Consider the following 13293-nt stretch of genomic DNA (forward strand, 5'->3'; position numbering starts at 1 on the left):
CCCCGCAGCCGCCAGCCGGGTCCGGGCCGCCCGGTTCCGGCGGTGCGCCCGGCCTAGCCGGGGCAGGCTCTCACAGCACGATGGCAGGCGTCACCACGGTGCGCAGGCCCGCGCCGTAGACCAGGAGCTGGCCGAGCCCGGACGGGACCTCGGTGAGCACGAAGCGGCCCGCCTGGTCGGCGTCCGCACCGTGCACCACGTCGCGGCCGTCCGGCCCGGCTGCGCCGGTGCGCAGCTCGACCCGCAGCGCGGCGGGCGGCGCCAGCCAGCCGTCGACGCGTACGCCGTCGTCGCCGGGCAGCACCGACACCATCAGGCTCAGGATGTCGCAGTCGAAGGTGACGGTGCGTGCCTGCTCGGCCGCGCCCGCCCCGGACCCGGCCGGCCCGTCGTGGCGCGACCGGGCCGCCTCCACGTCGAGGTCGTCGAGCCGCAGCGCGAACGACACCCGCGCGTCCAGGTCGGCGGGCGGCGGGTCGGCCACGGCCCAGACGCGTGCGAAGGCGTCGAGGATCGCCGCGTCCGGTCCGCCGAGCGGCCCGTCCGGGTCGGCCGCCCGCGCCGCGTCCGCGGGCAGCAGCTCGCGCACCTCGGCCAGGCAGCGGTCCAGGGTGGGGGCGACGCTGCCCCGGGGCATGCCCATCGCCTCGGCGATCACGTCATGGTCGGACCGGTCGACCAGCGCCACGACCCGCAGCAGCCCGCGGCACCGCTCCGACAATCCCGGCAGGACGCGCCACAGCGCCCGGTCGAGCTCGTGCGCCGGCTCGGGCAGCTCGGCCACCGCGGGCAGGGCGTTCTCCCCGGCATCGGACCCCGCCTCGGCGCGGCGGCCGGGCAGCAGCCGCCACGCTTCGCGGCGCACGGTGGCGGCCAGCCCCGCCCGCAGCTCGGGTGCGCTGAGGGCCGGGTCGAGGTGACGGGAGGACACGAGCCACGTCGTCTGCACGACGTCGGCCGCGGGTCCGTGGGCCAGGCCCTGCGCGCGGGCGACGTGCCACAGCAGCGGGTCCACCTCCCGCACGACCGCGTTCAGCGCGTCGCTCATCTGTCCCCGTCCCCCTCCGGGGCCGAACCGGCCCGCTCCACAACAGAGTGTGGAGGTGATCGACGGATACCGGAAGACGTGGCGCGGTCCGGAAAAGGTCAGCGCGGCGCCGACGTCCCGGTGACCGTGGCGTCGTTAAACCGCTTGCCGCCGCACGCAGACTGGCGGGGTGACGGCATACGAGGAGCTGCTGGCCCGCGCGCAGGCCGACCCGGACGTGCTCGGCATCGTGCTGACCGGTTCGCGGGCGCGCGACGGCATGGCCACGTCCCATTCCGACGCCGACGTGATCGTGGTCGTCGCCGAGTACGGCGGCGGCTGGACGGCCACGACGCACACGCCGGAGCTGGACACCATCCCGACGTCGCTGGCGGATCTGGCCGACACGTCCGACCGCTGGCGCCGCTACGCCTACCGCGGGGCGCGGGTGCTGCTGGACCGGCTCGACGGCCGGGTCGCCGAGCTGGTGACGGCGCAGGCGACGCTGCACGCGGCCGAGCGCGACGCCTGGGTGCGCGAGGAGCTGGACGGGTACGTCAACTTCGTCTACCGCGCCGCGAAGAACCGCCGCGACGGCCGCCATGAGCTGGCCCGGCTGGAGGAGATCGAGGCGGCGCCGTGGTTCCTGTGGACGCTGTTCTCCCTGTACGGGCGCGTGCGGCCGTACAACAAGTACCTGCGCTGGGAGCTGGAGACGTTTCCGCTGCCCGCGCCGTGGACGGCGGATCACCTGATCCCGGTGCTGGCCGACCGGCCGTCGCTGCTGTTCGCCGAGCTGGAGACGGCGGTGCGCGGCGCCGGGTTCGGCGACGTGCTCGACTCGTGGGGGCCGGAGCTGGAGCTGTGCCGCTGAGCGCGCTCAGCCGCCGCCGGCGGTGAGCCGGTCGGTCTGCCGGCGCAGCACCTCGATGGTGCGCTCCACGTAGTCCTGGATCGTCGCGAGCTGCGCGGCGTCGTAGCGGCCGAGCAGCGCGGCCATGTCCCGGCTCAGCTCGCCGAAGATCGCGCTCAGGTCCGGGGCGCCCGGCGCGGCGGCGACCAGCACCCGGCGGCGGTCGTCGGGGTCGGGGCGGCGCTCGGCGTACCCGGCGCGGACCAGCCGGTCGACGATGCCGGTGACGGCGCTGGCCCCGACGCCGAGCTGGGGCGCGAGCGCGCCGGCGGGCAGCGGGCCGCCCCGGACGATCATGCCGAGCGCCTTGTGCTCCATGGCGGTGAGCCCGAGCCGGCGGGCGATCGCCTCGTGGAAGAGCACGCTCGCCGTGCTGAGTTCCCAACCCAGATCACTCACGCGGTCACCCTAACCGCCGGGCATTTACTTCACGACACTGAATAGTTTAGTGTTGTGAAGTATTTTTCGCGAAGGGAGCCGTGATGGGTTCGTTCTGGCAGCTGTCGGTCGACGCGGGGCGGTGGGCGCTGCGGTTCTACCTGCACCATTGGCCGCTCGTGCTGGGCCTGTCCCTGGTGCCGACCGTGCAGCGCTTCCTGTCCATCCGGTACGCCGACCGCCTGCCCGCCGCCGTCGGCGTCGCCGGCGAGGTGGTGACCGCGGGCGCCCGGGTCCTGCTGGTGTACCTGGTCCTGCGGATCATGGTCAGCGAGGCGGGGCTGGCCGGCCTGAGCGTCGGGCAGCGCTGGCAGCTGTTCGGCCAGGGCGTCGACGCCCGGATGCGCGACTTCCTGCTGCAGTTCCTCGTGCTGGGCATCGCGTTCGTGCTGTTCGACGTCATCCCGGAGGGCGCAGTGGCGCTGTGGACGCCCGAGGAGCGCCGCCCGCTGGCCACGGCGATCCTGATCGGGGTCAAGAACCCCACGGTGATCGCCATGACCATGCTGTGGATGATCGGCGTCGGCCGGGCCCTGCTGACCGTGCCGCCGCCCGCGCCGTGAACAGGCCGGACGGATCTCTACCACATTCACCGACGCCACCGGCGAGGAGTGGTCGTGCCCTCCCACCAGGGGCGGTGCGATGCTGATCACGTGCCACAGCTCTCCGGCACTGCCGAGCACTGGCAGGCCGTATACGAACGAAATGATCCACAGACTGTCAGCTGGTACCAGCCCACGCCCGCAATGTCGCTGAGGCTGCTGGACTCCGGCGGAGCGCGACCCGGCAGCTCCGTGCTCGACGCGGGCGGCGGCGCCGCCACCCTCGTCGACGAGCTGCTCGTCCGCGGCATGACCGACGTGACGGTGCTCGACCTGTCGGAGGCGGCGCTGGCCGCTGCCCGCAGGCGGCTCGGCGAGCGCGCCATGGCGGCGCACTGGATGGCCCGGGACCTGCTCACCTGGGCGCCGCTGCGCCGGTACGACTTCTGGCACGACCGTGCCGTCTTCCACTTCCTCACCGACCCCGCCGACCGCGACCGCTACCGGCGGGTGCTCGACGCGGCGCTCGGCCCCCGCGGCCAGGCCGTGATCGGGACGTTCGGCGAGGACGGCCCGGAGTCCTGCTCCGGCCTGCCCACGGTCCGCTACGGCGGGCAGGCGCTCGCCGAGCAGTTCCCGGGCTTCCGGGTCGAGCAGGCCGAGCTGGAGCAGCACCGGACCCCGTCCGGCGGCTGGCAGACGTTCACCTGGGTGCGGCTCAGCCGCGCCGGAGCCGCCGCGACCGCGCTGGCCCCCGCTCCCGCACCACGCCCCGGCAGCCTGTACTGACGCACCCCCTCGCCACCGTGGCCGCCCGGCCACGGTGGCGGCGTTCCGTGCCGGGACTCGGCCGGAGTTTCGGCGGAAGTGAAGGTACGACGCGGTTCGTAGCCGCCATTTCCCCGAAACCCGAGCCCACCTCCCCACACCGCGGCCGCCGTCGGCGTGAGGAGCGTCACCGTCGCCGGTCGGATGTTCCTGGAACCCGCCGAGCGCCCGGGGCGACCAACGCTGACCGGGTCGCTGGTGTGCGGCCCGCGCGTGGGGAGGATGCGTTGCGGGTGATCACCTCAGTGGTGGCGCGGCCGGTACGGCTGCTGCTGACCTTGGCGGCGGGTGTGCTGCTGGCGCTGGGCCCGGCGGGCGCGGCGGCGGCGCACGAGGTCGGCGGGGTCGGCGCGACCAACTTCGCGACCACGCTGTCCGGCCTGTCCCCATCCGTGCCCGGGGTCAGCCTCGCGGTCGTCGAGAACGGCTCCCGCCTGCAGCTGCGTAACACCACCGGCACCGAGGTGGTGGTACGCGGCTACAGCGAGGAGCCGTACGCCCGCGTCGGCCCGGACGGCGTGTGGCTCAACGACAGCTCGCCCGCGACCTACCTCAACGCCGACCGCTACGGCAGCACCCGCGTGCCCGCCGACGCCGACCCGGCCGCCGCGCCGCGCTGGCGCAAGATCTCCGACGAGCCCGTGCACCGCTGGCACGACCACCGCACCCACTGGATGCTGACCACGCTGCCGATCGCGGTCGCCGCCGACCCGACGGCACCGCACCGGATCTCGTCGTGGCGCGTCGACCTCGACCACGACAGCCGGGTGCTCACCGCCACCGGCTCCCTGGACTGGGTCCCCGGCCCCTCCCCCACCCCCTGGTACCTGCTCACCGCGCTGTCCGCGCTGCTGGTGGTCGGGTCGGTGTTCACCCGCTGGGCGCACCGGCTGGTGGCGGCGGCGCTCGGCGCGCTGATCGCCGTCGACACCGTGCACGCCGGTGCGATCGCCCTGGTGACCGAGGGCAACGTGCCGGAGCGGCTGGGCGCGTTCCTCGGCTCGGACATGACCGCGCTGCTGATCTGGCCGTTCGGCATCGTCGCCGCCGTGCTCGTCGCGCGGGGCGCCACCTTCCTCGGCTTCGTCGGGATGGGCGTCGGCGGGCTGCTCGCCTCGATGATGGCGCTGGACGACGCCCCGGTCTGGTGGCGCTCGTCGGCGCCGTCCGCGCTGCCCGCCGACGCCAACCGCGCCACCGTCGCGCTGGTCGTCGGCCTCGGCGTGGGCCTGCTGCTGGCCGGGCCGCTGCTGTGGCGCCGCTGCAAGCCCGCTTCGCGTACCCGGCCCGCCACCGCGTCCGGCGACCCGGAGGCGACGGCCGCGGGGACCGTCACCGCATCCGGCGCGGCTGCTCCGCATGACGACTCGGCTGCCGGGCACGATGGCGCGCCTGCCACGCACGGTGGCGCGGTTGCCGCGCATGACGACGCGGTTGCCACGCACGGGACTGACACGCATGACGTCGCGGCTGCGACGCAGGATCTTGCGGCGCCGGTCTCCGGCGACGAAGGGCCTGCGGCGACCGGCTCGGCCGGGGACGAGCCGCCGGTGCTGCTGGGGGCACGGGCGGCGGCCGCGGCCTCGCCTCAGCGGGAAGAGGCCGTGGTCGGGCGGCGCGGGTTCGCCGGGACGCTGGCCGCGGGCGGCGTGGGCGCGATCCTCGGCGCGGCCAGCGGCATCGCCGCGAGCGGGCCCGAGACCGACACCCCGGCCACGCCGCAGGTCTCGGGCGAGCCGCCGCTGGCCTCGGTCGGCACCAGCCGGGTCGCCTTCCACGGCGAGCACCAGGCGGGCATCGCCACCCCGGCCCGGCAGCAGGCCCGGCTGCGGATCGTCGCGTTCGACCTGGCGGCGGGCGTCGACCGGGCCGGGCTGCGGGCACTGCTGCGGCGCTGGAGCCAGGCGGCCGAGCAGCTCGGGCAGGGGCAGCCGCTGGGCCGGCCCGGCGACCATCTGGTCACCGGCGCCGGACCCGCCTCGCTGACGGTGACCATCGGGTTCGGGCCGGGCCTGTTCGGCAAGGCCGGCATCCCCGCCGCCGACCGCCCGGCGCAGCTCACACCGCTGCCCGCGTTCCCCGGGGAGCGGCTCGACCCGGCGCGCGGCGACGGCGACCTGTGCCTGCTCGTCGCCGCCGACGACGCGGTCGTGGTGTTCCACGCCGCCCGCGAGCTGATCCGCCTGGCCGCGCCGCACGCCCGGGTCAGGTGGCAGCAGGACGGCTTCACCAGCAGCGCCGGGGTCACCGCCGACGGCGCCACCACCCGCAACCTGATGGGCCAGCTCGACGGCACGAACAACCCGCGCCCCGGCGACGAGGACTTCGAGCCGAAGGTGTTCGTCACCGACCCCGCCGCGCCGCGGTGGCTGCGGGGCGGCTCGCTGCTGGTCGTACGCCGCATCCGGATGCTGCTCGACGACTGGGACGGCCTCGACCTGGCCGCCCAGGAGCGGGTGATCGGCAGGCGCAAGGACACCGGCGCGCCGCTGTCCGGCGGCGAGGAGCGCACCCCCGCCGACTTCGGCGCGACCGGCGCGGGCGGCGGCCTGGCCATCCCCGCCGACGCGCACATCCGGCTGGCCGCACCCGCGTTCAACAACGGCGCGGCGATGCTGCGCCGCGGCTGGTCGTACACCGACGGCGCCGAGGCGGGACTGCTGTTCCTGGCCTGGCAGGCCGACCCGGCGCGCGGCTTCGTCCCCGTGCAGCGGCGGCTGGCCGGCGTCGACGCGCTCAACCGCTTCATCCGCCACGAGACCAGCGCCCTGTTCGCGATGCCGCGCGGCACCGCACCCGGCGGCTACGTCGGCCAGGACCTGTTCGGAGAGGACGCCACATGACCACCCCGCCCCGCCTGGCCACCTACGCCGCCGCGCTGGCCCTCACCGCGGCCCTGTCCGGCTGCTCCCTGTGGGGCCTGGAGGGCGGCCCCGACGCGCAGGGCGCGGCCCTGCCCAGCCTGGCCGCGCAACCGGAGGGCGTGGTCGCGACCACCGGCGCCGACGGCGTCCAGCGCATCGAGATCACCGTCGACGACAAGCTGCGCATGACCCCCGACGTCGTCACGGCCCACCCCGGCCGCATCGAGCTCACCTTCCGCAACATCGGCCTGACCCCCCACGACATCGCGCTACGCCTCCCCACCGCCACCGCCACCGGCAACCTCAACGGCGCCGACACCCGCACCCTCACCATCGACGTCACCGAGCCCGGCACCTACCCCCTCCCCTGCCTGTACCACGGCACCTCAGGCATGCGCGCCACCCTCCACATCCGCTGACCCCCCACGGGCCCCACCCCGCCCCGGGCGATCTTGCGCGAAGTGTGGGGACGACACACTCCTTTCGGGCATATCCCCAACAGTTCACGCAAGATCGTCGCGATCTTGGCCATCACCTGTCACCGGGGCGGGTGACACACCACACGGGTACTTGCATAACGATGCGGCCGGTCGCATATACTTCCCACGTGTCCAAGGTTCTCACCTCACTTCCTGTCGGCGAACACGTCGGTATCGCCTTCTCCGGCGGCCTCGATACATCGGTAGCGGTCGCGTGGATGCGCGACAAGGGAGCGGTGCCCTGCACGTACACCGCGGACATCGGGCAGTACGACGAGCCCGACATCGCGTCGGTGCCCGGCCGGGCCACCGCCTACGGCGCGCAGCTCGCCCGCCTCGTCGACTGCCGCGCGGCCCTCGTCGAGGAGGGTCTGGCCGCCCTGGCCTGCGGCGCGTTCCACATCCGGTCCGGCGGCCGGGTCTACTTCAACACCACCCCGCTGGGCCGGGCCGTCACCGGCACGCTGCTGGTGCGGGCGATGCTCGACGACGGCGTGCAGATCTGGGGCGACGGCTCCACCTTCAAGGGCAACGACATCGAGCGGTTCTACCGCTACGGCCTGCTGGCCAACCCGTCCCTGCGGATCTACAAGCCGTGGCTGGACGCCGACTTCGTCAAGGAGCTCGGCGGCCGCAAGGAGATGTCCGAGTGGCTGATCGCCCACGGGCTGCCCTACCGCGACAGCGTCGAGAAGGCGTACTCCACGGACGCGAACATCTGGGGCGCGACGCACGAGGCCAAGTCGCTGGAGCACCTCGACACGGGCATCGAGATCGTGCAGCCGATCATGGGCGTGCGGCACTGGGACCCGGCGGTCGAGATCGCCCCGGAGGACGTGACCATCGGGTTCGTGCAGGGCCGCCCGGTAACCGTCAACGGCAAGGAGTTCGGCTCCGCCGTCGACCTGGTGCTGGAGGTCAACGCCATCGGCGGCCGGCACGGCCTGGGCATGTCCGACCAGATCGAGAACCGGATCATCGAGGCCAAGAGCCGGGGCATCTACGAGGCGCCCGGCATGGCGCTGCTGCACGCGGCGTACGAACGGCTCGTCAACGCCATCCACAACGAGGACACGCTGGCCGCGTACCACGCCGAGGGCCGACGGCTGGGCCGGCTGCTCTACGAGGGCCGCTGGCTGGACCCGCAGGCGCTGATGCTGCGCGAGTCGCTGCAGCGGTGGGTCGGCTCCGCGGTCACCGGCGAGGTGACGCTGCGCCTGCGGCGCGGCGAGGACTACTCGATCCTCGACACCACCGGGCCGGCGCTGAGCTACCACCCGGACAAGCTGTCCATGGAGCGCACCGAGGACGCCGCGTTCGGCCCGGTCGACCGGATCGGCCAGCTGACCATGCGCAACCTCGACATCGCCGACTCCCGCGCCAAGCTGGAGCAGTACGCCCAGCTCGGCATCGTCGGCAGCGGACGGCAGTCGGCGCTCACCGCCGACGCGCAGTCGGCGACCACCATGCTGATCGGCATGCTGCCGGAGGGCGGTGCCGAGGCGATCGCGGCCCGCAGCCAAGAGGCCAGCGACGAGGGCCTGCTGGGCATCTCCGCGATGGAGTCGGGCACGGACTGAGCCCGCCGGCAAGTGAAGCTCCGCCGCACGCTGCCAGGCGTGCGGCGGAGCTTTCCGTATATCGGGGGCGGTTCAGGCCGACCGGCGGCGATATGCCTGGTAGTACCGTATTCATGGGGCGCTGACGCCCTCGCAGATGCGTCACGTCAGGAGGTACGGTGCGGATCTCCGACAAAGAGGTACACGACCGGCGCTGGATGGGCGTCGGCCGGAGCAGTCTGTCCGATTCCGGAGCCGCGGCCGCCGACGCCGTACGCAGGGCCCTGACCGGACCGGACCCGAAACTGCTGGTCGTCTTCGCGGCGATCACCCACGACACCGAGGCGGTCCTGGCGGGCGTCGCCGGAGCCGCGCCCGGGGTGCCGGTCATCGGCTGCACCACACACGGCGAGATCGGCCCCGGCGGGCCCGCCGACGGCACGGTCACCGTGGCCGCGCTCGGCGGCGCCGGGCTGGAGGTCGCCACCTGCGTCGCCGAGCACGTCTCCGGGCGGCAGGGCGACGCGGGCTACGAGGTCGCCGGGTGCATGCGGCAGGTCACGCAGCCGCACCGGGTCCTCATGGTGCTCACCGACGGCCTGGTCCGCGACCAGGAGAGCATCGTGCGCGGCTGCTACCGGGCGCTCGGCGCGGGCATCCCGCTGTTCGGCGGAGCGGCCGCCGACGGCTGGCGGATGAGCGGGGCGTACCTGTTCAAGGACGGGCAGGTGCTCACCGACGCGGTGATCGGCGCGGCCATCGCGTCCGAGGCGCCGATCGCGGTGGGGGTCCGCCACGGCTACCGCACCGTCGGCCAGCCGATGATCGTGACCCGCGCCGCCGACGGGCGCGTGCTGACCCTGGACGACCGCCCCGCGCTCGACGTCTACCTGGAGCGGCTCAACGCGCCCCCGCAGGCGTACACGGACCCGTCGGCGTTCACCGCGTTCGCCCTGTCGCGCCCGCTGGGCGTGCAGCGGCGCAGTGGCGTCGAGGCCCGCAACCTGTCCACCGAGGTGGACCTGGAGGGCAGGTCCATCGGCGGTGGCGGCGCGATCGATCCGGGCGGCCTGACCTGGGTGATGACCGGTGACGAGGAGTCCATCCTGGACGCCACGGACGGGGCCTGCCAGGACGCGCTGGACCGGCTGGCGGGGCACGAGCCGATCGGCATGCTCACGTTCAGCTGTGCCGCGCTGCGCGCGGTGCTGGGCGACGAAGGCATCCGCCGCGAGGGCGAGCGCCTGGAGCGGTGGGCCGGCACGATGCCGTTCGCCGGCTTCTACACCTACGGCGAGATCGCCCGCAACCACGGGATCGACGGGTTCCACAACCAGACGCTCGCTGTGCTGGCATTGAGCTGAACATGGCAGGGCTCGCGGAGTCGCTGTACATCCAGCAGCTGGTGGAACTGCTGGCCGTCGTCTCCTCGTCCACGGACGAGGCGTCGGCGGTGCAGAACGCCGTCGAGCGCTCCGCGCAGGCGCTGGAGGCGGAGGTCGCCGCCGCGGTCTTCGACGACAAGGTGGTGGCCTCGATCGGATTCCCGCCCGGCGCGGTGCCACACGAGGAGATCGTCGCGGTGACCCGGCGCCGGCGCTCCGCACTGGACGTCCCCGGGCTGGGCAGCTGCCCCGCGGTGACCGCGTCCTGGGCCGGGAGCCATCCCGGGCACCTGGTGCTGGCCCGCTGGGACGCGCCGTTCCAGGTCGAGGAGCAGAACCTGGTCCGCGGCATGGCCCGCGTGCTGGAGCTGACCCTGACGATGCTGCGTACGCTGACCGTCGAGCACGCCATCCGCGAGTCGCTGGAGGAGCGCCAGCGGCTGCTGGAGCACCTGTTCACGATCCAGCGGGCCATCTCCCGCCGCGAGGACCTGCGGCAGATCCTCGACACCATCACCAACGGCGCCCGCGACCTGCTCGGTGACGAGATCGGGCTGCTGTGGGTGCGCGACGACGCCGAGTCGGGGCGGGCCCGGCTGGCCGCCGCGGCGGGCACCCGGCCGGTGGACCTCGACCACCCGCCCGTGGTCGACCTCGCCGACGCGTCGGTGGCGGGCGAGGCGATGGTCGCCGACCGGGTGGTGGTCCGGCACGGCCAGGAGACGCAGTCGCGGATGCTCAAGCTGCTCGGTCCCGGCACGGTGTACGCGTCGATGGCCGCGCCCGTGCACGACAGCGGTGCGGTGACCGGCGCCCTGGTCGTGGCCTCCTGCGACCGGGACCGCATCTACACTCCCGGCGACGAGCAGACACTGCGCGCCTTCGCCGAGAACGTCAGCCTCGCCCTCACCGACGCCAACACGGTGGTGCGCATGCGCCAGGCGCACCACGACGCGCTGACCGGCCTGGCCAGCCGGCGGCTGTTCCTGGAACAGCTCGATCAGCAGCTCGCGGCGGTCGACTCCGACGGTGGCACGCTGGCCGTGCTGTTCCTGGACCTGGACCGGTTCAAGGACATCAACGACTCGCTCGGGCACGCCGCGGGCGACCAGCTGCTCACGGTGACCGCGGACCGGATCACCGCGCAGCTGCGTGCCGGCGACGCGGCGTCGCGCTTCGGCGGCGACGAGTTCGCGGTGATGCTGTCGCGGGTCGACGGGCCGGCCGACGCCATGGCCGTGGCCGGGCGCATCGTGGCCGCGCTGGGCAAGCCGATGCGGGTGGCCCAGCACCGGCTGCGGGTCGGCGTCAGCATCGGCATCGCGCTCAGCGGCGCCGACGGCGACGAGCCGGCCGAGCTCGTCGCCCGCGCCGACCTCGCCATGTACGAGGCCAAGCGCCGCGGCACCGGCGGCTACGCCCTCTACGGCGAGACCGTCCCGGGCGACGGCACGCGTCCGGCCGTTCCCCGCTGAACAGCGGGCCCGGTCGTGACGCGAGTGCGCGGGACCGGCCCCCCGCCCGGTCCCGCGCACCGTCCTGCTCAGTTGCTGACCTGCACGTTGAGCGTCCAGTCGTCCAGGATGCCGGTGAGCATGCTCGCCGCCGCCTGGTCGATGAGCCGCCACTGCACCGTCACGACGTGCGCGGCCGGTGCCGCGGCCGGTGCCGAGACCCGCTTGCAGGCCTGGGTGGCGTCGGACTCCCCGGCCCCGGTGGTGAACGTCAGGTCGTTCGCGCCGACGGGCACGCCGTCGATCAGGATCTGGACCTGCAGGAAGTCCACCGGTGCCAGGTAGCTGACCGGCTGGCCCTGCACCCGCGCCTCGGCCGAGAAGATCACCACGAGCTGGTCGGTGTCCCCGGCCGGGGTGTTGACGGTGACCGCGGCGCCGGGCAGGGGCTGGAACACCCCGCCGGTCTCGACCAGGCCCAACGGCGTGTTGTCGGAGACCACGAGGCTCTGCTCCTGCACGCCTCCGTTGCAGACCTGCGGGCCGGTGCCGCCCGCGCTGGTCGCCTTGTCCTCGTCCAGCAGCGCCACGGCACGCGGCACCGCGGCGGACTGCCCCGCGGCGGTGACCGGGCTCGCCGCGCCGGCCACCGCCAGCGCGGTGGCCAGTGCCGCCAGCAGGGCGACGGTACGTCTGTTCATGGCTGATCCCTTCTGCCTCCCCGGTCGCCGCGGCGACCGGAGTGCCACGACGTTCGCGGCGGGACCAGGCTGCGCCGGAGCCGTCAGCGTCCCGTCACGGTCGGGTCAGCGTCAGTCGGGCTTGCGCCGACCATGACGCCACCGTGATACCCGTGCCGAGGATGGGACACGGCCGTCCGATGCGGACCGCCAGGAGAGGAGAAGAGCCGTGCCCGCAGCACGTACCACTCGCGTCATCGTCACCGCACTGACCGCCGCGCTCGTCGGCGCCCTCCCCGCGCCGACGGGGGCGTACGCCGACCAGCCGCTCACCCTGGAGGTGAACACCAGCGCCACCGACACCGCTCCGAAGTCCGTCGTGGTGACCTGCCCGGCCGACGCCTGGGTGCACGCCGTCGGCGGCTGGACCACCGGCGGCGGCGGCCGGGCCCTGCTGACCCGCATGGAACCGGCCGCCGACCTGCGCTCGGCGATCGTCGCGGCACGGCCGGCGACCACCGACACCACGGAGTTCTCGGTGACCGTCCAGGCGATGTGCATCCGCACCCAGGTCCCGCCGCAGCGCGTCGCCGCGACCGCCCTCCTCGGCGACGCGGTCAGCGTGCCCTGCGGGGACGGGGAGTCGGCGGTGGGCTTCGGGTTCGCGCTGCAGCGCCCGACCGATGACTGGCGTGTCGACCAGCTGCTGCCCAACGCCGCGCTCACCAGGGTCAGCCTGCACACGGCCGGCACCCGGCCCTTGCTCGCCCCGCTGACCGTGTTCGGCATCTGCCTGCCGTGGCCGTCGTCCGACCCGTACGTCTGCCGCAAGGAAACCACCCCGGTGACGAGCGGCGCCTGGCCGCGTACGGCGGCGCTGCCGCCCACCGGGCTCGGCGCGTTCGGCGTCGGCGGCGTGGTGACCGGGCTCAACACCCACCTCGATGGGTTCCTGGTGCTCCCGTTCGCCGGCGGGTCCGTGCGAGCCGCCCGCCTCCCGGGGGTCGCGCTGCCGCCGCTCGCCGCGCGGTCCGGGGCCGCCGCGGCGGCCGTCACCACGACGTCCGACGCCGTGACCGGCTACGACACCCGCATCGGGACGTTCTACGGGCCGCCCTGCTGAG

12 protein-coding genes are annotated in these 13293 nt (G+C 74.2%); 9 read left to right on the plus strand and 3 right to left on the minus strand.

The annotated features are described in order from the left end of the window. Window positions 1-70: 70 nt before the first annotated feature. On the minus strand, window positions 71-1048 hold the full coding sequence (locus AB0J67_RS06860) for a sigma-70 family RNA polymerase sigma factor (RefSeq protein WP_363477154.1): 978 nt from the start codon (window positions 1046-1048) through the stop codon (window positions 71-73). Between the two features lie 169 nt (window positions 1049-1217). Here AB0J67_RS06860 and AB0J67_RS06865 point away from each other — a divergent pair, with 169 nt between their 5' ends. Further along, entirely contained in the window at window positions 1218-1901 is a 684-nt protein-coding gene (locus AB0J67_RS06865; RefSeq protein WP_363477157.1) for a hypothetical protein, read from the plus strand. A gap of 6 nt (window positions 1902-1907) precedes the next feature. Here AB0J67_RS06865 and AB0J67_RS06870 read toward each other — a convergent pair whose 3' ends face one another. Beyond that, window positions 1908-2339 carry a MarR family transcriptional regulator gene (locus AB0J67_RS06870; protein WP_363477160.1) on the minus strand — a complete coding sequence of 144 codons (432 nt, stop codon included), beginning with the start codon at window positions 2337-2339 and terminating at the stop codon, window positions 1908-1910. Between the two features lie 83 nt (window positions 2340-2422). Here AB0J67_RS06870 and AB0J67_RS06875 point away from each other — a divergent pair, with 83 nt between their 5' ends. The 7 genes from AB0J67_RS06875 to AB0J67_RS06905 all read left to right on the plus strand — a co-directional run bounded on the left by AB0J67_RS06875 (window position 2423) and on the right by AB0J67_RS06905 (window position 11510). Further along, complete coding sequence (locus AB0J67_RS06875; protein ID WP_363477163.1) at window positions 2423-2941, plus strand: hypothetical protein; 519 nt, start codon at window positions 2423-2425, stop codon at window positions 2939-2941. A gap of 183 nt (window positions 2942-3124) precedes the next feature. Beyond that, window positions 3125-3709: a class I SAM-dependent methyltransferase gene (locus tag AB0J67_RS06880; RefSeq protein WP_363477166.1), complete on the plus strand. Its 585-nt coding sequence runs from the start codon at window positions 3125-3127 to the stop codon at window positions 3707-3709. A 272-nt stretch (window positions 3710-3981) separates the two neighbouring features. Beyond that, window positions 3982-6591: a Dyp-type peroxidase gene (locus tag AB0J67_RS06885; RefSeq protein WP_363477169.1), complete on the plus strand. Its 2610-nt coding sequence runs from the start codon at window positions 3982-3984 to the stop codon at window positions 6589-6591. Further along, window positions 6588-7031 (plus strand): cupredoxin domain-containing protein, encoded by a 444-nt coding sequence (locus tag AB0J67_RS06890; protein ID WP_363477172.1) that lies wholly within the window; start codon window positions 6588-6590, stop codon window positions 7029-7031. The genes AB0J67_RS06885 and AB0J67_RS06890 overlap by 4 nt, the downstream gene beginning before the upstream one ends. A 188-nt stretch (window positions 7032-7219) precedes the next feature. Then, the gene (gene argG / locus AB0J67_RS06895; RefSeq protein ID WP_363477175.1) at window positions 7220-8671 is read left to right on the plus strand and encodes an argininosuccinate synthase; all 1452 of its coding nucleotides are present in this window, start codon (window positions 7220-7222) and stop codon (window positions 8669-8671) included. A gap of 158 nt (window positions 8672-8829) precedes the next feature. Beyond that, a complete protein-coding gene (locus AB0J67_RS06900) occupies window positions 8830-10014 on the plus strand; it encodes an FIST N-terminal domain-containing protein (protein ID WP_363477178.1) in 1185 nt (394 codons plus the stop codon). 2 nt (window positions 10015-10016) lie between these two features. Next, on the plus strand, window positions 10017-11510 hold the full coding sequence (locus AB0J67_RS06905; protein WP_363477181.1) for a sensor domain-containing diguanylate cyclase: 1494 nt from the start codon (window positions 10017-10019) through the stop codon (window positions 11508-11510). 68 nt (window positions 11511-11578) lie between these two features. Here AB0J67_RS06905 and AB0J67_RS06910 read toward each other — a convergent pair whose 3' ends face one another. Next, window positions 11579-12190, minus strand: coding sequence for a hypothetical protein (locus AB0J67_RS06910; protein ID WP_363477184.1), 612 nt, complete (start codon window positions 12188-12190; stop codon window positions 11579-11581). 208 nt (window positions 12191-12398) lie between these two features. Between AB0J67_RS06910 and AB0J67_RS06915 the strand changes: the two genes are divergently transcribed. After that, window positions 12399-13292 carry a hypothetical protein gene (locus tag AB0J67_RS06915; RefSeq protein ID WP_363477187.1) on the plus strand — a complete coding sequence of 298 codons (894 nt, stop codon included), beginning with the start codon at window positions 12399-12401 and terminating at the stop codon, window positions 13290-13292. The last annotated feature ends 1 nt before the right edge of the window (window position 13293 follow it).

It is taken from the genome of Catellatospora sp. NPDC049609, from assembly GCF_040675365.1.
Classification (GTDB): domain Bacteria; phylum Actinomycetota; class Actinomycetes; order Mycobacteriales; family Micromonosporaceae; genus Catellatospora.

Coding starts and splice junctions, on each gene's coding strand:
- AB0J67_RS06860 (WP_363477154.1), bottom strand. CDS start 1,048: ATGAGCGACGCGCTGAACGCGGTCGTGCGGGAGGTGGACCCGCTGCTG.
- AB0J67_RS06875 (WP_363477163.1), top strand. CDS start 2,423: ATGGGTTCGTTCTGGCAGCTGTCGGTCGACGCGGGGCGGTGGGCGCTG.
- AB0J67_RS06880 (WP_363477166.1), top strand. CDS start 3,125: ATGTCGCTGAGGCTGCTGGACTCCGGCGGAGCGCGACCCGGCAGCTCC.
- AB0J67_RS06890 (WP_363477172.1), top strand. CDS start 6,588: ATGACCACCCCGCCCCGCCTGGCCACCTACGCCGCCGCGCTGGCCCTC.
- AB0J67_RS06905 (WP_363477181.1), top strand. CDS start 10,017: ATGGCAGGGCTCGCGGAGTCGCTGTACATCCAGCAGCTGGTGGAACTG.
- AB0J67_RS06910 (WP_363477184.1), bottom strand. CDS start 12,190: ATGAACAGACGTACCGTCGCCCTGCTGGCGGCACTGGCCACCGCGCTG.